Genomic DNA, 18,696 nt, shown 5'->3' on the forward strand with positions numbered 1-18,696 from the left:
CCTTAGCACCTAGCCTCAAGACAGCGCGAGGAAACCGTCCGTGACCGATGACGACCAAAAGCAGCGTATGGCGCAGCTTGAGGCCAAGATCGACGCGGCGAAAAAGGCCAATGAGCCCAAGACCCGCGCTGATGCTGACATATCCGGGGGCGAGCTTGCCTGGAGGATGGTCATCGAAATGGTATCCGGTCTGGGGATCGGATTTGGCATCGGATACGGGCTGGACAGCCTGTTCGGGACGATCCCGATCTTTCTGGTGCTGTTCACATTGCTGGGCCTTGTCGCGGGCGTGAAGGTTATGCTCCGCAGCGCGAAAGAGGTTCAAGAGAAACAAGCGGCAGCAACGGCTGCCGAGAAGGACGAGAGGGACTGAACGTGGCAACTGAGACCACCGCAGCAGAGGGCAGCAGCCTGGTTTTCCACCCAATGGACCAGTTCATCGTCAAGCCGTTGTTCGGCGACGGTGCGGTTGGCATGTTCACGATCACCAACGTGACCCTGTGGTTGTTCCTGGCTATCGTTGCCGTTGTTCTGTTGCTGGTTCTGCCCACGTCGAAGCGCGCTATTGTCCCCAGCCGGACCCAGTCGATTGCAGAGCTGACCTATGGGTTCGTCTACAAGATGCTGGAAGACATCTGTGGCAAGGACGGCGTCAAGTTCTTCCCCTATGTCATGACCTTGTTCATGTTCATCGTCAGCGCGAACTTCCTGGGCCTGATCCCGACTTCGTTCACCACCACATCGCATTTCGCTGTTACCATCCCGCTGGCGCTGGCCGTGTTCCTGACCGTCACCGTCTTGGGCTTCGTCAAGAACGGCACTGCGTTCTTGGGCCTGTTTTGGGTTTCCAGCGCGCCTCTGGCGTTGCGGCCCATCCTGGCCGTGATCGAGCTGATCTCGTACTTTGTGCGTCCGGTCAGCCATTCCATCCGTCTTGCCGGTAACGTTATGGCGGGCCACGCCGTGATCAAGGTTTTCGCAGGCTTTGCCGCGGTTGCCGTGATTTCGCCCGTGTCGGTCCTGGCGATCACCGCAATGTATGGTCTTGAGGTCCTGGTGGCCTTCATTCAGGCCTACGTATTCACCATTCTGACCTGTGTTTACCTCAAGGATGCGCTGCATCCGTCGCACTAAGGTCCGAACACCCAACATCGAAACTTCCAATTCGTAAGGAGATACATCATGGAAGGCGATCTCGCACATATCGGCGCAGGCCTGGCAGCAATCGGTTCCGGCGCAGCCGCAATCGGGGTGGGCAACGTTGCAGGCAACTTCCTGGCCGGCGCTCTGCGCAACCCTTCGGCGGCTGCATCGCAGACCGCAACCCTCTTCATCGGTATCGCGTTCGCAGAAGCCCTGGGGATCTTTGCATTCCTGGTCTCGCTGCTGCTGATGTTCGCCGTATAATCTGCGGAACCTGATCCTTACGCGCAGGTGGGCCCACGCCATAGTGGCCCGCCTGTTGTAAAGACAACGTTCCGACGGAGGACATCATGGCGACTGAACCCATTGCCAAAGAAGTGGCTGGCTCGTGCGTTGACTCCTATGGCTCTGCCATCGGGATGCCACAGCTCTGCTTCGATTGGTTTCCCAACCAGATTTTCTGGCTGGTCATTACGCTGGTCGTCATCTTTCTGGTCCTGTCTCGCGTGGCTTTGCCGCGTATCGCGGCAATCCTGGCGGAACGTCAGGGGACCATTACAAATGACCTGGCTGCGGCCGAAGATCTGAAGGCCAAGGCGGTCGAGGCCGAAGAGGCCTATAACAAGGCGCTGGCTGATGCCCGTGCCGAAGCGCAGCGTATTGCTGCCGAAGCACGCGCCGAAATCCAGGCTGGTCTGGATGACGCGATTGCCAAGGCGGATGCGGAAATCGCTGCAAAAGCGGCCGAATCGGAAAGGGCTATTGCCGACATCCGAGCCGGCGCGCTGGAAAGCATTCAAGTGGTTGCCAAGGACACGGCGGCTGAACTGGTAACCGCGCTGGGCGGCGAGGCAGATGCCAAAGCCATCGACAGTGCTGTAGACGCGCAGATGAAAGGATAAGTGACATGCGGAACACTCTTGCCCTTATCCTGACCTTCGGCGCAGCCAGCCCGGCCTTTGCAGCCAAAGGCCCGTTCTTTTCGCTAGCCAATACCGACTTTGTGGTCCTTCTGGGCTTCATCGTCTTCATCGCGATCTTGTTCTACTTCAAGGTCCCCGGCATGATCGGTGGTCTGTTGGACAAACGTGCCGAAGGCATCAAGTCCGAGTTGGACGAGGCGCGCGCGCTGCACGAAGAAGCCCGCAGCCTGTTGGCCTCGTATGAGCGCAAGCAACGCGAAGTGCAGGGTCAAGCCGATGCCATCGTGGCCGCTGCCAAAGAAGACGCGGCGCTGGCCGCGGAACAAGCCAAGGTCGATCTGGAGAAATCCATCGAGCGTCGCCTCGCAGCTGCGCAGGACCAGATCGCATCCGCCGAGGCGTCTGCTGTGAAAGAGGTTCGCGATCAGGCGATCTCGGTCGCGGTTTCGGCAGCCAACGCGGTCTTAGCCAAGCAGATGACAGCGACCCAGGCCAACAAGCTGATCGACGCATCCATCGCGGATGTTGGAGAAAAGCTGCACTGATCTGGCGCCACATACGAACGAAACGAACCCGGTCCAATGACCGGGTTTTTTCTTGTACTAATTTCTTCAGGTTCTGGAACAGCTGATCAGCGACCGATGAACATCAACTGCTCCGGTTGACCTGTTGCAGGCGTTGCTGTGCGATGGCTTCGTTTCGGTTGGCTTTCTGGTAGTCGGCCATACACCGCTCCACATAGCTCAGGTGCTGTTCCACGGCCTGACGCGCGCCTTTGGGGTCGCGTTCTTGCAAGGCCGTGTTGATGGCGCGGTGCTGGTCCAGGATTGCGTCGCGGGTGGTGCGCTGATGGAACATCATTTGCCGGTTATAGAACACGCCCTGACGCAGCAGGTCGAACATCGAACGCATCATATGCAGCATCACAACGTTATGGCTGGCCTCGATGATCGCCATGTGAAACTGAGCGTCCAGTTGGGCCTCATCTTCTGCCGAATTGTCGGCATGGGCGGCCTCCATTTTGTCCATCAAGGCTTGGATAACACGCAAATCACTGTCTGAACCCAATCGCGCTGCGCGTTCGGCGGCCAGCCCCTCCATGTCCCGTCTGAACGAGAGATAGTCGAACACCGCTTCGTCATGGCTTCCGAACAGACGGATCAGCGCTGGGGAGAAGGCAGAGCCCAAAACTTCGGCCACGTAGATGCCGGAACCCGCTTTTGCGGTCAGCAAACCCTGCGCCTGCAATTCCGAAATCGCTTCGCGCAGCGACGGGCGTGAGACCCCAAGGCGCTCGGCCAGTTCGCGTTCTGCCGGCAGGCGCTCGCCCGGGCGCAAAATGCCCCGCAGGATCAGAAGTTCGATCTGCCGCACCACGGCAAGCGACAGCTTTTCGGTTTGAACTTTTTGAAAGGGCATCCGGTCTTCATTCGAAATTGGTCAAATCATATGACCACGTTAAGCGGCGGTGTTCAAGACATCGGGCGTGTTGGAAATTTAGGTCATAAATATTGACTTATATAGGGTTCTGAGTAACTTGACCTGAAACGTCAGGGCAGAGGAGGCCTGAGTCGATGGATCACCTTTTTGCAACCCGTATGTCCCGCATGAAAGCGTCGGAAATACGTGAGCTGTTGAAGCTGTTGGAGCAACCGGACATCGTGTCTTTTGCCGGTGGCATCCCCGATCCGGCCTTGTTTCCGGCCGAGGCTTTTGCGCAAGCGTTCCAGGCGTCTTTGACCCCTGACCAGCAAACTCAGGCGCTGCAATACTCCGTCAGCGAGGGGTATCCCCCGCTGCGCCAATGGTTGGCCGAACACATGGGCCAGATGGGTATCCCCTGCGATATCGATAACATCCTGATCACCTCAGGCTCGCAACAGGCGCTGGACTATCTGGGCAAGCTGTTCCTGTCACCGGGCGACACGGCCCTGGTTGGATGGCCCACCTATCTGGGCGCAATCAACGCCTTTAGCGCTTATGAGCCACGCTTTGACCAACTGAGCGTCGACGGCAATATAGGGGCTGCACAATACAGGGCCGCCGCTGGCGAAGGTGCCGTCAAATTCGCCTATCTCTCGGCTGATTTTGCCAACCCTACAGGGGAAACCACTGATTTGCGGGGCCGTAATGCTGTGTTGGATCTGGCCGAGGATCTGAATTGTGCCGTGATCGAAGACGGGGCCTATCAGGCGCTGCGCTATGATGGTGAGCCGATCCCACCCGTGCTGGCGCTTGAGATCGCGCGCAAGGGATCCATCGAGGCGTGCCGGACGATCTATTGCGGCAGTTTCTCGAAAACCCTTTCCCCAGGGTTGCGCCTGGGTTGGGTGGTTGCGGCCAAGTCGACCATCTCGCGGTTGGTGTTGCTGAGACAGGCGGCTGATCTGCATTCGTCCACCATCAACCAGATGGCCGTGCATAAAGTGGCCGAAAGCTGTTTTGAAACACATATTCCCAAGCTGCGCAGCGCTTACAGCGCCCGTCGTGACGCCATGCTTGCAGCTTTGGACGAGCATATGCCCGAAGGGGTCGCATGGACTCAGCCGGAAGGTGGCATGTTTGTCTGGGTGACTTTGCCGAAAGGAACCGATGGTGCGGAACTGCTGGAGAAAGCGCTGAAGACGGTCAAGCTTGCCTTTGTTCCGGGGCAGGCGTTTTTCCCTGATGGCAGCGGGGCAAATACGATCCGGCTGAGCTTTTCCAACTCGGATGAAGATACGATCCGCGAGGGTGTCCGCCGGTTGGGTCAGGTATTGCGGGCGTAGTGCCCGAAAGGTTCTATTAACCAAATTCGCGCACAAAAGCGGGCATGATCCGCTTTGTCGCAATTTTCCTGCTGGCAGCCTGTTCCGCAGGCACGCCGCATTTCCGGGACCTACCTGCCACGCGCGTGGCTGTGAATGGCAGCGTCTTTGACGTGCGCGTGCGCGGGCATCTGGCCGAGGCCGTGCGGGTCAACACCCAATACGCGCCCCGTCTTGGGCCCATACGCCAACGGGCGGGCTTGGCGATGATGCAGGTTTCGGGCTGCCCCATCCTCGATGTGTTGGGCGACGCCGCTGTAACTGTCGGTGTGCTGGGTTGCGACCGTGAGGCCGGGGAAAAGCTGTTGCTGGCGGCGATATCGCGTCGCAATTACGAATGCATCAACTTCGGCCGCTCAGAGGATCTGGGCTATGACCTGTTCGAGTGTTCACCCTATTGAAACACGCGTGTTCTTGCGTATTTCGCCAAGATATTGTGGATAAGTGCCACTGGCAGGCCATATCCTGCGGGTTCCCGTTGACTCTGGCCCTGTCGGTTGCGCAGACTTCGGAGCTACAGGAATCATGGGACCCGTTCGTCATTGCGTTTTAGCAAACTCAAATTGACCGGCTTCAAAAGCTTCGTTGATCCGACCGATCTGATCATCGCGGACGGGCTGACCGGTGTCGTCGGCCCCAATGGGTGCGGCAAGTCGAACCTGCTGGAAGCGCTGCGCTGGGTGATGGGGGAAAACCGCCCGAAATCCATGCGCGGTGGCGCGATGGAAGATGTGATCTTTGCCGGGGCCGCCACACGGCCCGCGCGCAACTTTGCCGAAGTGGTCCTGACCATGGACAATTCGGAACGCCTCGCACCTTCGGGGTTCAACGATAATGACCAGCTTGAGATTGTGCGCCGCATCACCCGCGACGTGGGCAGCGCCTATAAGACCAATGGCAAGGATGTGCGCGCGCGCGATGTGCAGATGCTGTTCGCCGATGCCTCTACCGGTGCGCATTCGCCTGCCTTGGTGGGACAGAACCGCATTGCCGAGCTGATCAACGCCAAACCCCGCGCCCGGCGCCGCATTCTGGAAGAGGCCGCCGGGATTTCGGGGCTCTACCAACGTCGCCACGAGGCGGAGTTGAAGCTGAAAGGCACAGAAGCCAACCTGACCCGTGTTGATGACGTGCTGGAGCAGTTGGGCGGGCAACTGGCGCAATTGGCGCGTCAGGCCCGACAGGCGGCCCGGTATCGTGAGATCGGAACCTTGCTGCGGCAGGCCGAGGGGATGCTGCTGTATCGCCGTTGGAAAGAAGCCGATATCGCGCGCCAGAAAGCCGAAGACAAGCTGCGGGACCGTATCACCGAAGCGTCGCGTGCCGAAGCGCAGGCGCGCGCGGCCTCTGCCAAGCGTGCCGAGATCGAAGAGACTTTGCCACCATTGCGCGAGGAAGAGGCTATCGCCGCTGCAGTCCTGCAACGCCAGCAGGTCGAACGGGATCAACTGACCGATCAGGAATCCCGCGCGCGGCAGACCATCGAGACGCTGACCAACCGCATCAAGCAGTTGGGTCATGACATCGAGCGTGAGACGGGTCTGAACCGCGATGCGGGTGAGATGATCGAGCGTTTGGAATGGGAAGCACGCGAACTGGCCAAAGCGGCCGAGGGTCAGGACGAAAAGCTTGCCGAAGCGGCTGAGGTTGCGCGCGAGGCGGCCTCGGTCTTGCAGCAGCGTGAGGACCATTTGTCTCAAGAGACGGAAGACCTGGCCCGGCTTGTGGCGCGACACCAATCGGCGCAGCGTTTGGTCGAAGACAGCCGCAAGACACTGGCCCGGTCTGAGGGGGAGGAAGAAAAGGCGCGCCTGGCAGTGGAGGATGCCAAATCGGCGGTGAACCGCGCGGGTGAGGCCTATGCGACGGCACAGAAGGACGAAGACGCGGCGCGGAGTGCGGCAGACGCTGCGGAAACCGCGCTGACGGCGGCTGATGAGTTGCGCAACGAAACGCAGGCGCGCGAGGCAGACGCGCGGGCCAAACGGTCAGAGGCGGAAGGCGAGTTGGGCGCGATCCGCGCTGAAACGACGGCATTGGCCAAATTGGTCGAGCGGGACACTGCCGAAGGCGGTCAGGTTCTGGACCTGTTGCGCGTGGTGCCGGGGTTTGAAAAGGCGCTTGGTGCCGCTTTGGCCGATGACTTGCGCGCCCCTCTGGTCGAAGGAGATGGACCGTCGGGTTGGGTGGAATTGAGCGGCTATGATGCTGATCAACCGTTGCCTGACGGTGCCGAACCACTCGCACTGCATGTCTCGGGCCCCGACCGGTTGAGCCGTCGTATTGCGCAAATCGGACTTGTGGATGCGGATCAGGGCGCGCGCTTGCAATCGGCCTTGAAGCCTGGTCAGCGTCTGGTGTCGCGTTCGGGGGATTTGTGGCGCTGGGACGGGTTCCGCGCCTGGGCCGAAGATGCGCCCAGTGCAGCCGCGCTGCGGTTGGAGCAGTTGAACAAGCTGGAAGCATTGAAGCAAGAGCTTGCGCGGACCGAAGCGCAGGCCGAAGGCGCGCGCGCGGCGCATGAGACATTGTCGCAGAAACTGGCTGAAGTGACCGAGGCAGACCGCAAAGCGCGTGAGGCCCGGCGCGCTGCCGATCAACGTATGGCCGAAGCAGCCCGTGCGCTCAGCCGCGCCGAGGCAGATCGTAATCTTGCGCAGGGCAAGCTTGAGACCCTGTCATTGGCCGTCGACCGCCACAAAGAGGATGCCATGTCCGCGCGCGCGCAGCTGCGCGAGGCCGAAAACGCGCTGACGGGTCTGGGTGATCTGGACACAGCGCGCAGCCAGTTGGAAGACATCAAACAAACGGTTGAGGCGGCGCGGATCACCATGCTGACCCATCGCTCGACCCATGACGAACTGCGCCGCGAAGGCGAGGCACGCACGCGCCGTAGCCAGGAGGTCACCAAAGACCTCAGCGGTTGGCGGCACCGGCTGGAAACGGCGGAAAAGCGGATTTCGGAACTGGCAGAGCGCAAGGAGAGTTCGGAAGCTGAGCTGTCGCAGGCGATGGCTGCACCTGACGAGATCGCCGCACAGCGCGCCGAGTTGAACACTTTGATCGAAACCGCCGAAGCCCGCCGCAAAGAAGCTGGTGATCGTTTGGCCGAAGCCGAAGCGCAGCAGCGCGACGCGGTTCTGGCCGAACGTGAGGCAGAACGGCTTGCCTCGGAAGCTCGCGAAATGCGCGCAGCCGCCGAGGCGCGAAGCGAAGCGGCGAAAGAAGGTGTTGTTGCAGCCGCCGAACGGATCGCCGAAGACCAACAGCTGACCCCCAACCAGTTGCTGAACCAATTGGATGTGAACCCCGACCAGATGCCCGCCGCAGATGCGCTGGAGGCTGAAGTCAACCGCCACAAGCGTCAACGCGATGCGATGGGGGCGGTGAACCTGCGCGCCGAAGAAGACAGCAAAGAGGTGCAGGAGGAGTTCGACACGCTCACCAGCGAAAAGGCCGATCTGGAAGAGGCGATCAAGGCGCTGCGCAGCGGCATTGCCAGCCTCAACCGCGAAGGGCGCGAACGTCTGCTGACCGCGTTTGAGCAAGTGAACTCGAACTTTGCGATGCTGTTCAAGCACCTGTTTGGCGGTGGCGAGGCCAACCTAGTCATGGTCGAAAGTGACGATCCGCTGGATGCCGGGCTTGAGATCATGTGTCAGCCGCCAGGTAAAAAGCTGTCGACCCTTAGCCTGCTGTCGGGTGGTGAGCAGACCCTGACCGCCACGGCGCTGATCTTTGGCGTCTTCCTGGCGAACCCAGCCCCGATCTGCGTGCTGGACGAAGTCGACGCTCCTCTGGACGACGCCAACGTGACCCGGTTCTGTGACTTGCTGGATGAGATGTGCCGCCAGACCGACACCCGGTTCCTGATCATCACCCACCATGCGGTAACCATGGCCCGGATGGACCGGCTGTTTGGTGTGACGATGCAGGAACAGGGCGTCAGCCAGTTGGTGTCGGTCGATCTGAAGAAAGCCGAGCAGATGGTGGCATGAACCATCACCACAACGTTATGAGCGGTTTCCGATCGCTTAGGCTAAGCTGATCTCATGACCCGATTTCTGTTCCTTGCCCTAATTGTCGCCTCACCCCTAAGCGCCGCGGAATGGCCCACCAAACCCGGCGATGTGCCCCTGTCGGTGCAAGATTTGGAGGCACTGGCAGGCCGTACGCTGACTTTCTATGACGATGGTCAATCGAAATTCTCGGCCGGTGGGGCCTATTCCTATACCTATGCCAGCGGGGAATCTGCCTTTGGCACCTATTCCATCGCCGAGGACGGGAGCATCTGTATCGACTATCGCAATGGGTTCAGTCGCTGCGACCTCTATGTCCGCAGCGGTGATCGGTTGATCCTGATTGACCAAAAAGGGGATCGCTATCCGGTGCGGCCGGAGTGACACAGGGTTTAACAACGCACCCGGCGCGTGGAATCTGGACAGTTGCGCATCGAAGGTGGTGCACATTGCCACCGGAAGGATCTAAGCAGTGACGAATGACAGCGATGAACGGCTTGCGCGGGCAAAGAGGCGCGCATCACATGGGCGGCAGCAGGATGAAGGCGTTCTGGTCATCCGTACCATCGCTATGCCAGCCGATACCAATCCGGCAGGGGATATCTTTGGCGGGTGGTTGATGTCGCAAATGGATCTGGCGGCTGGAAACATGGCGGCGCGGGTGGCGCAGGGACGGGCGGCCACGGTGTCTGTCGAGGCGATGCAGTTTCTTCAACCGGTCAAAGTGGGGGATGAGGTGACGCTCTACGCCACACTGGTGAAAGTGGGCCGTACATCCATCCGCGTTCATGTGGATGTCTGGGCCCGTCCCCGGCAATCGGACAATGGGCAAAAGGTAACGGATGCGGATTTCGTGTTTGTTGCCCTGGATGAGGACGGAACATCGCGCCCGATTGACCTGGAGGCTTGAGCGAGGTGCCCCGCTAGAGACGGTTCAGCAATTCGGTCGTGGGCCACGCATCTGCGGGCAAACCCAGCCGGACCTGCTCGGCCTGCACAGCCGCCCGCGTTCCCGCACCCAGAATGCCGTCGATCTTGCCGACGTCATGGCCACGGGCTTGCAGCTTGGTCTGCAATTGCTTCATTTGCCCCCCAGAGAGCCCCGGAGCGGGATTGCCTGCGTCATAGATCTGAGCTCCCTCTAGCCGTGTGCCGAAATAGGCAGCGGTCAACACATAGACAAAGCTTTGGTTCCATTCGAAATAGACGTCGAAATTCGGGTACGCCAGAAAGGCAGGCCCTTGGTGCCCTTGCGGCAGGATCAGGGAAGCGGGCAGGTTGCTGAGCGACCCGTTGCGCGCCTGTACACCCATGGCCTGCCAGTCTGAGACCGGGCGCGGTTTTCCGGGGCCAGACAGCGACCAATCCATCTGCGCAGGCACGGTAACCTCTTGCAGCCAGGGTTGACCCGGCTTCCAGCCCAGATGCGACAGCATCTTGGCCCCTGACAGCAGCGCATCCGGGGCAGAGGTTTTCAGCGACACCTTGCCGTCACCATCCCCGTCGATGCCGTTCTCCAGAATGTCGCGGGGCAGCATCTGGACCATGCCGATCTCACCCGCCCAGGCACCCGTTGTGCGGGCAGGGTCGAAATCACCGTTCTGATAAAGCTCGATCGCGGCAAAAATCTGAGGCCGGAAGAGCTCGGGGCGGCGACAATCATGGGCCAGGGTTACCAGCGCGTTGCGGGTGTTGAAATCGCCTTGAAACGATCCGTAGTCAGTCTCGAACGCCCAAAAGGCCAATAAGACACCGCGTGACACACCATATTCGCGTTCGATCCGGTCAAACTCCGCGTCATACTTGCCCGACATCGCCTTGCCTCGATCAATCCGGTTGGCCGAGATCAGGCGGCGGGAAAACTCGATGAACGGTTTTTGGAACACGCCTTGTGCGCGGTCTGCTTTCAACACGGCACCGTCCTGTTGCACACCTTTGAAAAACGCGTCGACGGTTGCTTTGTCAAAGCCTTGCTGAACAGCCTCGGCCTTCAACCCTTTGACGAAGCTGTTAAACCCACCGCCACATTGGGCCAGGGCAGGGGTGGCAAGCAGGGTGGCGGCGATCAGGCCTGTAAGAAAGCGCATCAAGATGTCCCGTCAGAAAATCAGTGTGATCCCAACCCACACTGACAGCGCGCCAAGCGCAAGCCCCCAAACCTGCCAAAGCATGGTACAAGCGCGAAAAACCTCATGCGGGCCGATCTCACGCTGGGCGTCACCATTGACCCAGGCCAGATCGCGCATCGTGCCATCATAGCTTCGCGGCCCGGCCAGCGCGATCCCGAGCGCGCGGGCCATAGCGGCCTCGGGCCATCCGGCATTGGGTGAGATATGGCGTCGCGCGTCGGCAACGATCTCGCGCCAGCGCGACCATGTGCCCGACAGCGACATGATCATCACGCAGGTCAGGCGCGCGGGGATCAGGTTTAGCAGGTCGTCACATCGGGCAGCGGCCCAACCGAAGGACGCGTATTTTTCGCTGCGGTACCCGATCATGCTGTCGGCTGTGTTGACAGCCTTGTAGATCAGGATCCCGGGCAGCCCGCCCAGCAGAAACCAGAATGCAGGTGCGATGACCCCATCGCTGAGGTTTTCTGCGGCACTTTCGATGGCCGACCGCGCGACCTGAGGCTGGCTCATGGCGCGCGTATCACGTGAGACGATCATGGCGACCCGACCGCGTCCTTCTTCTAGCGAAATCTGCAGTCCGTTGGCGACATCGCGTACGTGCGTGACCAGCGATTTCTGGGCCAGAAGAATGGCGCAAACGAGGATTTCGACGATTGGTCCCAATTGTGCCAACAGGGCTCCGATACCCCAGCCGCAGATGATCAACAGAGCTAGTACCGCAGTTCCTTTCACGCGTTTGCCTGATCCGCGATTCAAGCGCTGGTCTAGCCAGCCAATACAGGTGCCGATGAGAACGGCGGGGTGGCGAATGCGAGACCAAAGCCAGTCCGGCTCGCCCAACGCGGCATCGAGGCACATCGCGGCGATCAGCAAAAGCGCGGTGGTCACAGCGCGGCCTCAAGCCGGTCCCAAGAATCTGAGGGTGGCAGGCCCAGGCGCAGGTAGGTGTCGGAATAGGGGAAGATCCGGCTCCAGATATGTGCTTGGGCCAGGCGGTCTTGCCACGCGAACGCCCTGTCGACGCGATACAGGCGAAAGAGGCTGGTGCCTCCTACGACTTGTGCTCCGTGTGCGGCCAACATCGCATCCAAACGGTCTGCGTCTTGGCTCAGGCGAGCGCGTGTCTCCTCGGCCCAGCTCAGGTCGCGCAAAGCGCGCTCTCCGATGCGCAAGGCAGGGCCCGAAACGGCCCACGGTCCTGTCAGGTCATTGAGCCAATCGATGACACTTGGTTGACCAATGGCAAAGCCCAGGCGCAGACCCGCAAGCCCCCAAAACTTGCCAAAGCTCTTTAAAACGATCACTCCCGGTCGCTCGGCCAATTGGATCAATGTCTTGTCCGGCGTCACATCGCAAAAGCTTTCATCGATCACGGTCAGCGCGGCATCCGCGTCACTGGCCGTCCACAGGCGGCCATCTGGGTTGTTGGGGTGCACCAGAACCCGCGCTTCCGCCGGGCCTGCTTCCTGAACGTTCCATCCATGCGCCACAAAAGCTGCAGCATGTTCGTTATAGGTGGGTGTTGTGATCCGCACACGCCCCGGGTCCGCCAGTGCGGGAATGCGCGCGATCAGAGCCGAAGCGCCAGGTGCGGGTAGAATTGCAGCCTGATCCGGTACGTTCCAGAAGGCGCGGGCCGCGCCGCTTATGGCCTGGAAAGCATCATGGTCGGGTAGCGCCGTCAAATCCGCGCCAGACAGTTCGCCGATCGGATAAGCATGAGGATTGATGCCTGTCGATAGGTCAAGCCAGTCCCCGCGGATGCCACCATAACGCTCCATCGCAGCGGCGAGCCCACCGCCATGGTCGCGTGTTGCGCGTGGGTTCAAACTGTCAGAGTGGTTCATCGTACAATTCGTTGGATTTGGCCGGATTTTCCCGTTTCAAGCGGATTTTCGCCGTTCGGGCAAGCAAATCCGCGCGAGCAGGGCCAGTGACAGGTCATGTTAACACTTTGTTAAGGATTTGGCTGGATCACGGACCTTGGGGGTCGGCATAACGCATCATATCACGTGCCGAGGTAGTTGCAAATGAAAGTACTGATTGTTGAGAGTAATCCTGACCTCGGTCGGGTTTGGAAAAGGCATCTGGAGAGACAGGGTGCCGAGGTCACTTTGGTGGGAACTCAGGAAGCCGCGATTCTTGCACTTTACGGAACGGATTTCGAGATCATCGTGCTGGACCTGGTTCTCGAGACCGGCAGCGCTCTGGCTGTTGCCGATTTCGCAAGCTATCGCCGACCAGAGGCGCGCGTCATCTTTGTTACCAACACAACCTTTTTTTCGGACGGGTCAATCTTTTCCCATAGCGCCAATGCCTGCGCCTATGTTCAAAGCAGTACCCCGCCCGAAGACTTGGCCGCGATGGTCGAGCACTATGCCGCGGGGCGCTGATCCCGCATGTGTGGTTCCAGGTAATCCAACTGTGGATTGACCGGAATGATCCGGTGCGGATTGATGCTTTCGTGGCTAAAGTGATAGTGACGCACGATGTGGTTCATATTCACCGTCTCGGCCACGCCCGGCCACTGATACAATTCGCGCGTATAGGCCCATAGGTTCGGGTAATCGATCAGACGCTTGCGGTTGCATTTGAAATGCAGGTGATAGACCGGGTCAAACCGGATCAGGGTTGTGAACAGGCGCCAATCTGCTTCGGTCACGCGCTCGCCCATCAGGTAGCGGTTTCGCACCAGGCGATCTTCCAGCCAGTCCAAGGTCTCGAACAACGGCGCAACCGCATTGTCATAGGCCTCTTGCGATGTGGCAAAGCCGGATTTGTAGACGCCGTTGTTGACGTTCGAATAGATGCGGGCGTTCACCTCTTCGATTTCGTCGCGCATCGCTTCGGGCCAATAGTCGTCGGTGTTTCCGGTGATCCTGTCAAAGGCTGAATTGAACATGCGGATGATTTCCGAGCTTTCGTTCGACACGATCGTTTCCTGCACCTTGTCCCACAGGATCGGAACGGTCACGCGCCCGGAATAGGTAGGATCAGCTTTGGTATAGATCTGATGCGCGAAGTCGAGCCCATAGAGATCGTCGCCTGTGGCACCGTTTTCGTCGGTGTCAAAAGTCCAGCCTTGTGTCAGCATGTCGGGATGAACAACCGAGACGGAGATATGATTGCTCAGGTCTTTGAGTTCACGGAAGATCAGTGTGCGATGCGCCCAGGGACAGGCATGGCTGACATAGAGGTGATACCGTCCGCTTTCCGCCTTGAACCCGCCTTTGCCCGAAGGTCCGGCGGCCCCATCGGCTGTGATCCAGTTGCGAAACTGAGCTGCAGATCTTTTGAAAGCGCCATTATTGGATTTGGTGTCATACCACTGGTCGTGCCAGATGCCGTCAACAAGCAGCCCCATCTTTCGTCCTCCGATTGGTTGAAGTCGAACCTAGGTCTTGGCTTTGTGTTTTCCTACCGGAATTGACGCGCAGATTGCCTGCAGCGATGCACACAGTCGAAAAGGTCCTGCGCGTGTTCATTGGATTCTTACCTGGATGGGGTCAAAATAGAGTGCGCTTGGGGAGTTTTTTGAATGAGTACCTATGTTTCAAAAGAAATTCACGCTGAATTGGACGCTGCGCGAATCGCATCCTTGAAAAAAGCCAGTCGCCTTCGTGTCGAATTTGGCGACAATGCCTATAAAATCCTTTCATTGTGGAAAGATGGCTTTGCGGTTGAGGCGGCATCAACACCGCGCCTGCGCGGATTGGTCGACATTTTTGATGGGGCAAATCACCTGTATCAATGCCTGATCATCGCGGATGAAGAACAGGCGGGTGAAATGCGCTACGAATTCAAACGCAGCACGGCGGCGCATGACAAAGCGCCGTTGGATTTCTATCGCGCGCCCGACGCACCGATTGCTTTGCTGGAATCCGACGAATAGGGGTCGGAAGACGCTTCGGGGCGAAGGTGTCGCCACCCTAAGCTTTGAGTGATTCCGCCGTACTCGCCAGCCCAACTTTTTGGCTCAGGGTGTGATTTTTGAACCTAGACTGTTCGCGCGCATTTCATCACTGGATCCGTTTCCGGAAGGCCAGCACCTATTCTTCATCAGGCCCCATATATGAACGACCGTTGTCGGGAAACGCCTGCCAAGGCGCTTTGCGCGGCTCGCCACCGGTGAAAGCAGCTTCAGTGAATGCTTGATTGATCTCCGACTCGGCAAGCAAGCCGGCAGAATACCGTTTTTGATCTTCCATTTTTTGCCGTGGAATGCTGTCGCTGCCTTATTGCAAATCGCCGAATGCCTGTTTCAACCGAACGCAGGCCTCTTCCACCCGCGCGCGCTGCGTGGCGAGGTTGAAACGCTCGAACGTTTCTCCGCCCGGGCCAAAACCCGGGCCGGATGAGGTGGCGATACGCGCATCTTCACGCAGGCGTTTCACAAACTCGGCATGGTTCATCCCGGTGCCCGAAAAATCGACCCAAGCCAGATAGGTTGCCTGGAGCGGCATCGACCAGAGCCCAGGGATTTCGGCAATGGTGGCATCGAACAGCTTGCGGTTTTCATCCAGATGCGCGACCTGAGCATCCGCCCATGCCGCCCCTTCCGGGGAATAGGCGGCCGTGATCATCGCCACGCCCAATGCGCTGGGATCATAGTCCAGCGTCTGCAACCGGTGGCGCATTTCCGCGCGCAGTTTCGGGTCTGGGATGATCATATTCCCGGTGCGCTGACCGGCGATGTTGAAGGTTTTCGATGCGGCGGTCAGGGTCACTGTCCAAGGGCGTGCCTCGGGGGCAGCGATATCCATCGGCACAAACGTGTTTCCGGGATAGACAAGGTCGTGATGAATCTCGTCCGATACCAGTATCAACCCGTTCCGCTTGGCAAAACCCGCCACCGCGCGCAGCTCATCCGCGGTCCAGACCCGGCCCGAAGGGTTCTGCGGAGAACACCACAGCAACAGCTTTTCGGACCCGTCCAGGCGCTGTTGCGCATCCTCCAGATCCAGCGCATAGCTGTCGCCATCGCGCACCAAGGGGCATTCGACCAGACGTCGACCGGCCTTGTTCACCTTATGCGCAAACTCATGATAGACAGGCGAGAAGATCACCACGCCATCGCCCGGTGCGCTCCAGACGTCCAGCGACAAGGCAATCGCGTTGCCCAAACCTTGCGAGGTGAGAATCCAATCCGTGTCGATCTGCCAGTTGTGACGCGTGTTCATCCACCACTGCACCGCGTTCAAGTAGTCCGGGTGTATCCACGAATATCCAAACGCGCCGTGTTCTGCGGCCGCGCGCACGGCCTCGATCACGCAAGGGGCGGTCGCATAGTCGGAATCTGCCGTCCACATGGCCAAGCCATCTTCGGGCGACACGCCATAGAGACGCTCCATCTTGTCCCATTTTGAAGAGTTGGTGCCCCGGCGGTCGATCAGGTCGTTGAAAGTCATGTCATCTCCATCTGTCGGGGCGAAAGCTAACCACAAATCGATCGGGTGCAAGGGGGCCGTTGCGGTGACGGGCGCGATGGCCTAAATCAGCCTCATGAAACGCAATATCCTGATCCATCCTGACCCCCGCCTGAAAAAGGTTTGCGCGCCGGTGGCCGATATCACCGACGAACTGCGTAGCCTGGCCGATGACATGTTGGAAACGATGTATGACGCTCCGGGCATCGGCCTCGCGGCACCTCAGATCGGGGTGCTGGACCGGCTGATCGTGGTGGATTGCGTCAAAGAAGAAGGCGAGTCTCCGCGCCCGTTGATCATGTTCAACCCCGAGATCATCGCGTCATCGGATGAGACGAATGTCTACGAAGAAGGCTGCTTGTCGATCCCCGAGCAATATGCCGAGGTCACGCGCCCCAAGGTGGTGGATGTCGCCTGGCTGGACCGTGACGGAAACGCGCAGCAAGAGACGTTCGACGGGTTGTGGGCCACATGTGTGCAGCACGAGATTGATCATTTGAACGGCAAGCTGTTCATCGACTATCTCAAACCACTCAAGCGTCAGATGATCACGCGCAAGATGCAAAAGCTCAAACGTGAACGGGCGCGCGCATGACGGTGCGCACATGCCTGCCTTGGCCTGACAAACGCCTGCGCACCAAGGCCGAAAAAGTATCCGAGATCACCGATGAGATCCGTGCCATCTGGGACGATATGATCGACACGATGGAGGCGATGCCAGGCGTTGGACTGGCAGCGCCACAGATCGGGGTGATGTTGCGATTGGCGGTTGTTGACGGATCGACGCAGCGCGGCAAGGCGGTGCGTCTGGCCAATCCCGAGATCCTGCACAGCTCAGTCGAGCTGCGTGAACATGATGAGGCCAGCCCAAACCTGCCGGGTGTCTCGGCCAAGGTGAAACGCCCTCGCGCGGTGACCGTGCGGTTTCTGAACGAACAGGGCATGATCGACCGCCGCGACTTTGTCGGGATCGAAGCCACCAGCGTGCAGCATCAGATCGACCATTTGAACGGGCGGATGTATTTTGACCGGCTGAGCAAGGTCAAGCGCGACATGCTGCTGCGCAAGGCCAAGAAACAGGGGTAGCGATGCGTGTTATCTTCATGGGAACGCCGGAATTCTCGGTGCCGGTGCTGGATGCGCTGATCGAGGCCGGGCACGAGATCGCCGCCGTCTATTGTCAGTCGCCGCGTCCTGCCGGGCGGGGTAAGAAAGATCGTCCAACGCCGGTGCATGCGCGGGCTGCAGCCTTGGGGTTAGAGGTGCGGCATCCGACCTCTTTGAAATCCCCCGAAGAACAAGACCGTTTTGCTGCAGTGAAAGCTGATGTGGCCGTGGTGGTCGCCTATGGGCTGATCTTGCCGCAACCCATTCTGGATGCGCCCAGCCAAGGGTGTCTGAATATCCATGCCAGCCTGTTGCCGCGCTGGCGCGGGGCGGCACCGATCCACCGTGCGATCATGGCCGGTGACGCGCAGACCGGGATCTGTATCATGCAGATGGAGGCCGGGCTGGACACCGGGTCCGTTCTGCTGCGTCAGGCCACTGATATCGGGGCTGAGGAAACCACCGCCCAGCTACATGATCGCCTGTCGGATATGGGGGCGGCGCTGATTGTTCGGGCCTTGGCCCAATTGCCGGACCTGACCCCGGAACCTCAACCCGAGGCAGGCGTGACCTATGCCAGCAAGATCGACAAAGCCGAAGCGCGCATCGACTGGTCAGCACCCGCCTCCGAGGTGGATCGAAAAATCCGCGGGCTGTCTCCGTTTCCTGGCGCGTGGACTGAAATCGAGGGCGAGCGGATCAAGTTGCTCTCCTCTCGGCTGGCCGAGGGGCAGGGATCGGTGGGAGAGGTGCTGGATGACCAGCTGCGCGTGGCCTGTGGGGAAGGTGCGGTTGAGTTGTTGCGCTTGCAACGGGCGGGCAAAGGCGCGCAGGATAGGGAAACTTTCTTGCGAGGGTGGCCGATCCCGGTCGGCACCCGTCTTTCGTCGGAGTAGACCGCCATGTTCATGGTCCTGATGGGCACTGTCGTGATTGCCGGGATTGTGGGCTATCTATCCGAGAAGACCGGGTTCACCCATAACGGGTACCTGCCGTCGATCATCATATGTGTCGGCGGCGCGTTCCTGTTCTATTTCGTCCGCATCATGTTTGGCATCAGCTTTGGACCGCCGGGACTTGATGCGGTGCTGTCTTCGATTGGTGCGCTGATCATCGTCCCCACGCATTGGAGAAAATGA

At 59.5% G+C, this 18,696-nt stretch carries 23 protein-coding genes; 16 read left to right on the forward strand and 7 right to left on the reverse strand.

The window, feature by feature from the left end:
• Window positions 1-40: 40 nt before the first annotated feature.
• The 5 genes from GOW40_RS19720 (at window position 41) to GOW40_RS19740 (ending at window position 2,611) form a co-directional block, all read left to right on the forward strand.
• Window positions 41-373 (forward strand): AtpZ/AtpI family protein, encoded by a 333-nt coding sequence (locus GOW40_RS19720; protein WP_171102723.1) that lies wholly within the window; start codon window positions 41-43, stop codon window positions 371-373.
• Between the two features lie 2 nt (window positions 374-375).
• A complete protein-coding gene (locus GOW40_RS19725) occupies window positions 376-1,134 on the forward strand; it encodes a F0F1 ATP synthase subunit A (RefSeq protein WP_171102725.1) in 759 nt (252 codons plus the stop codon).
• A gap of 48 nt (window positions 1,135-1,182) precedes the next feature.
• Entirely contained in the window at window positions 1,183-1,407 is a 225-nt protein-coding gene (locus tag GOW40_RS19730) for a F0F1 ATP synthase subunit C (protein WP_005981269.1), read from the forward strand.
• 86 nt (window positions 1,408-1,493) lie between these two features.
• The gene (locus GOW40_RS19735) at window positions 1,494-2,045 is read left to right on the forward strand and encodes a F0F1 ATP synthase subunit B' (RefSeq protein ID WP_171130605.1); all 552 of its coding nucleotides are present in this window, start codon (window positions 1,494-1,496) and stop codon (window positions 2,043-2,045) included.
• Between the two features lie 5 nt (window positions 2,046-2,050).
• The gene (locus tag GOW40_RS19740; RefSeq protein ID WP_171102729.1) at window positions 2,051-2,611 is read left to right on the forward strand and encodes a F0F1 ATP synthase subunit B; all 561 of its coding nucleotides are present in this window, start codon (window positions 2,051-2,053) and stop codon (window positions 2,609-2,611) included.
• 103 nt (window positions 2,612-2,714) lie between these two features.
• Here GOW40_RS19740 and GOW40_RS19745 read toward each other — a convergent pair whose 3' ends face one another.
• Window positions 2,715-3,485, reverse strand: a complete 771-nt coding sequence (locus GOW40_RS19745) for a FadR/GntR family transcriptional regulator (protein WP_171130603.1) — start codon at window positions 3,483-3,485, stop codon at window positions 2,715-2,717.
• Between the two features lie 155 nt (window positions 3,486-3,640).
• On the opposite strand from GOW40_RS19745, the gene GOW40_RS19750 reads away from it, so the two are divergent.
• The 5 genes from GOW40_RS19750 to GOW40_RS19770 all read left to right on the forward strand — a co-directional run bounded on the left by GOW40_RS19750 (window position 3,641) and on the right by GOW40_RS19770 (window position 9,802).
• Entirely contained in the window at window positions 3,641-4,834 is a 1,194-nt protein-coding gene (locus GOW40_RS19750) for a PLP-dependent aminotransferase family protein (protein ID WP_171130601.1), read from the forward strand.
• A 44-nt stretch (window positions 4,835-4,878) separates the two neighbouring features.
• On the forward strand, window positions 4,879-5,274 hold the full coding sequence (locus tag GOW40_RS19755; protein WP_171130599.1) for a hypothetical protein: 396 nt from the start codon (window positions 4,879-4,881) through the stop codon (window positions 5,272-5,274).
• Between the two features lie 141 nt (window positions 5,275-5,415).
• A complete protein-coding gene (locus GOW40_RS19760) occupies window positions 5,416-8,871 on the forward strand; it encodes a chromosome segregation SMC family protein (protein ID WP_171130597.1) in 3,456 nt (1,151 codons plus the stop codon).
• Between the two features lie 54 nt (window positions 8,872-8,925).
• A complete protein-coding gene (locus tag GOW40_RS19765; protein WP_171130596.1) occupies window positions 8,926-9,276 on the forward strand; it encodes a hypothetical protein in 351 nt (116 codons plus the stop codon).
• Window positions 9,277-9,463: 187 nt separating this feature from the next.
• Entirely contained in the window at window positions 9,464-9,802 is a 339-nt protein-coding gene (locus GOW40_RS19770) for an acyl-CoA thioesterase (protein WP_171131213.1), read from the forward strand.
• Window positions 9,803-9,815: 13 nt separating this feature from the next.
• Here GOW40_RS19770 and GOW40_RS19775 read toward each other — a convergent pair whose 3' ends face one another.
• Genes GOW40_RS19775 through cobD form a run of 3 tightly spaced genes read right to left on the reverse strand, consistent with a single transcriptional unit; the run spans window position 9,816 to window position 12,871 of the window.
• Window positions 9,816-10,979 (reverse strand): lytic murein transglycosylase, encoded by a 1,164-nt coding sequence (locus GOW40_RS19775; protein WP_171130594.1) that lies wholly within the window; start codon window positions 10,977-10,979, stop codon window positions 9,816-9,818.
• Window positions 10,980-10,991: 12 nt separating this feature from the next.
• Window positions 10,992-11,912 carry an adenosylcobinamide-phosphate synthase CbiB gene (gene cbiB / locus GOW40_RS19780; protein WP_171136765.1) on the reverse strand — a complete coding sequence of 307 codons (921 nt, stop codon included), beginning with the start codon at window positions 11,910-11,912 and terminating at the stop codon, window positions 10,992-10,994.
• Window positions 11,909-12,871, reverse strand: a complete 963-nt coding sequence (gene cobD / locus GOW40_RS19785) for a threonine-phosphate decarboxylase CobD (RefSeq protein WP_171130590.1) — start codon at window positions 12,869-12,871, stop codon at window positions 11,909-11,911. The genes cbiB and cobD overlap by 4 nt, the downstream gene beginning before the upstream one ends.
• A 183-nt stretch (window positions 12,872-13,054) precedes the next feature.
• Between cobD and GOW40_RS19790 the strand changes: the two genes are divergently transcribed.
• Window positions 13,055-13,417, forward strand: coding sequence for a response regulator transcription factor (locus tag GOW40_RS19790; RefSeq protein ID WP_171130588.1), 363 nt, complete (start codon window positions 13,055-13,057; stop codon window positions 13,415-13,417).
• Here the strand turns inward: GOW40_RS19790 and GOW40_RS19795 are convergent.
• Window positions 13,399-14,388, reverse strand: a complete 990-nt coding sequence (locus GOW40_RS19795; RefSeq protein ID WP_171130586.1) for a glutathione S-transferase family protein — start codon at window positions 14,386-14,388, stop codon at window positions 13,399-13,401. The two genes, GOW40_RS19790 and GOW40_RS19795, sit on opposite strands and share 19 nt — an antisense overlap.
• A 174-nt stretch (window positions 14,389-14,562) precedes the next feature.
• Between GOW40_RS19795 and GOW40_RS19800 the strand changes: the two genes are divergently transcribed.
• Window positions 14,563-14,916, forward strand: a complete 354-nt coding sequence (locus GOW40_RS19800; RefSeq protein ID WP_171130584.1) for a hypothetical protein — start codon at window positions 14,563-14,565, stop codon at window positions 14,914-14,916.
• A 157-nt stretch (window positions 14,917-15,073) separates the two neighbouring features.
• On the opposite strand, the gene GOW40_RS19805 is transcribed toward GOW40_RS19800, so the two are convergent.
• Together GOW40_RS19805 and GOW40_RS19810 are read right to left on the reverse strand one after the other, a co-directional pair.
• Complete coding sequence (locus GOW40_RS19805; protein WP_171130582.1) at window positions 15,074-15,232, reverse strand: hypothetical protein; 159 nt, start codon at window positions 15,230-15,232, stop codon at window positions 15,074-15,076.
• Between the two features lie 27 nt (window positions 15,233-15,259).
• Entirely contained in the window at window positions 15,260-16,432 is a 1,173-nt protein-coding gene (locus GOW40_RS19810) for a MalY/PatB family protein (protein WP_171130580.1), read from the reverse strand.
• A 94-nt stretch (window positions 16,433-16,526) separates the two neighbouring features.
• On the opposite strand from GOW40_RS19810, the gene def (GOW40_RS19815) reads away from it, so the two are divergent.
• The 4 genes from def (GOW40_RS19815) to GOW40_RS19830 are packed head-to-tail and all read left to right on the forward strand — an operon-like array spanning window position 16,527 to window position 18,696.
• Window positions 16,527-17,045, forward strand: a complete 519-nt coding sequence (def, locus tag GOW40_RS19815; protein WP_171130577.1) for a peptide deformylase — start codon at window positions 16,527-16,529, stop codon at window positions 17,043-17,045.
• Complete coding sequence (def, locus tag GOW40_RS19820) at window positions 17,042-17,536, forward strand: peptide deformylase (protein WP_171102754.1); 495 nt, start codon at window positions 17,042-17,044, stop codon at window positions 17,534-17,536. The genes def (GOW40_RS19815) and def (GOW40_RS19820) overlap by 4 nt, the downstream gene beginning before the upstream one ends.
• Window positions 17,537-17,538: 2 nt before the next feature.
• Window positions 17,539-18,453 carry a methionyl-tRNA formyltransferase gene (fmt, locus tag GOW40_RS19825; RefSeq protein WP_171130575.1) on the forward strand — a complete coding sequence of 305 codons (915 nt, stop codon included), beginning with the start codon at window positions 17,539-17,541 and terminating at the stop codon, window positions 18,451-18,453.
• 6 nt (window positions 18,454-18,459) lie between these two features.
• On the forward strand, window positions 18,460-18,696 hold the full coding sequence (locus tag GOW40_RS19830; protein WP_170400813.1) for a hypothetical protein: 237 nt from the start codon (window positions 18,460-18,462) through the stop codon (window positions 18,694-18,696).

Source organism: Ruegeria sp. HKCCA6707 (genome assembly GCF_013033515.1).
Taxonomy (GTDB): domain Bacteria; phylum Pseudomonadota; class Alphaproteobacteria; order Rhodobacterales; family Rhodobacteraceae; genus Ruegeria.

Bases quoted from the DNA above. Each gene is read 5' to 3' on its own strand.
- GOW40_RS19730 (WP_005981269.1), top strand. From the start codon at position 1,183: ATGGAAGGCGATCTCGCACATATCGGCGCAGGCCTGGCAGCAATCGGT.
- GOW40_RS19735 (WP_171130605.1), top strand. From the start codon at position 1,494: ATGGCGACTGAACCCATTGCCAAAGAAGTGGCTGGCTCGTGCGTTGAC.
- GOW40_RS19740 (WP_171102729.1), top strand. From the start codon at position 2,051: ATGCGGAACACTCTTGCCCTTATCCTGACCTTCGGCGCAGCCAGCCCG.
- GOW40_RS19745 (WP_171130603.1), bottom strand. From the start codon at position 3,485: ATGCCCTTTCAAAAAGTTCAAACCGAAAAGCTGTCGCTTGCCGTGGTG.
- GOW40_RS19750 (WP_171130601.1), top strand. From the start codon at position 3,641: ATGGATCACCTTTTTGCAACCCGTATGTCCCGCATGAAAGCGTCGGAA.
- GOW40_RS19755 (WP_171130599.1), top strand. From the start codon at position 4,879: ATGATCCGCTTTGTCGCAATTTTCCTGCTGGCAGCCTGTTCCGCAGGC.
- GOW40_RS19765 (WP_171130596.1), top strand. From the start codon at position 8,926: ATGACCCGATTTCTGTTCCTTGCCCTAATTGTCGCCTCACCCCTAAGC.
- GOW40_RS19770 (WP_171131213.1), top strand. From the start codon at position 9,464: ATGCCAGCCGATACCAATCCGGCAGGGGATATCTTTGGCGGGTGGTTG.
- GOW40_RS19775 (WP_171130594.1), bottom strand. From the start codon at position 10,979: ATGCGCTTTCTTACAGGCCTGATCGCCGCCACCCTGCTTGCCACCCCT.
- cobD (WP_171130590.1), bottom strand. From the start codon at position 12,871: ATGAACCACTCTGACAGTTTGAACCCACGCGCAACACGCGACCATGGC.
- GOW40_RS19790 (WP_171130588.1), top strand. From the start codon at position 13,055: ATGAAAGTACTGATTGTTGAGAGTAATCCTGACCTCGGTCGGGTTTGG.
- GOW40_RS19795 (WP_171130586.1), bottom strand. From the start codon at position 14,388: ATGGGGCTGCTTGTTGACGGCATCTGGCACGACCAGTGGTATGACACC.
- GOW40_RS19800 (WP_171130584.1), top strand. From the start codon at position 14,563: ATGAGTACCTATGTTTCAAAAGAAATTCACGCTGAATTGGACGCTGCG.
- GOW40_RS19805 (WP_171130582.1), bottom strand. From the start codon at position 15,232: ATGGAAGATCAAAAACGGTATTCTGCCGGCTTGCTTGCCGAGTCGGAG.
- GOW40_RS19810 (WP_171130580.1), bottom strand. From the start codon at position 16,432: ATGACTTTCAACGACCTGATCGACCGCCGGGGCACCAACTCTTCAAAA.
- def (WP_171130577.1), top strand. From the start codon at position 16,527: ATGAAACGCAATATCCTGATCCATCCTGACCCCCGCCTGAAAAAGGTT.
- def (WP_171102754.1), top strand. From the start codon at position 17,042: ATGACGGTGCGCACATGCCTGCCTTGGCCTGACAAACGCCTGCGCACC.
- fmt (WP_171130575.1), top strand. From the start codon at position 17,539: ATGCGTGTTATCTTCATGGGAACGCCGGAATTCTCGGTGCCGGTGCTG.
- GOW40_RS19830 (WP_170400813.1), top strand. From the start codon at position 18,460: ATGTTCATGGTCCTGATGGGCACTGTCGTGATTGCCGGGATTGTGGGC.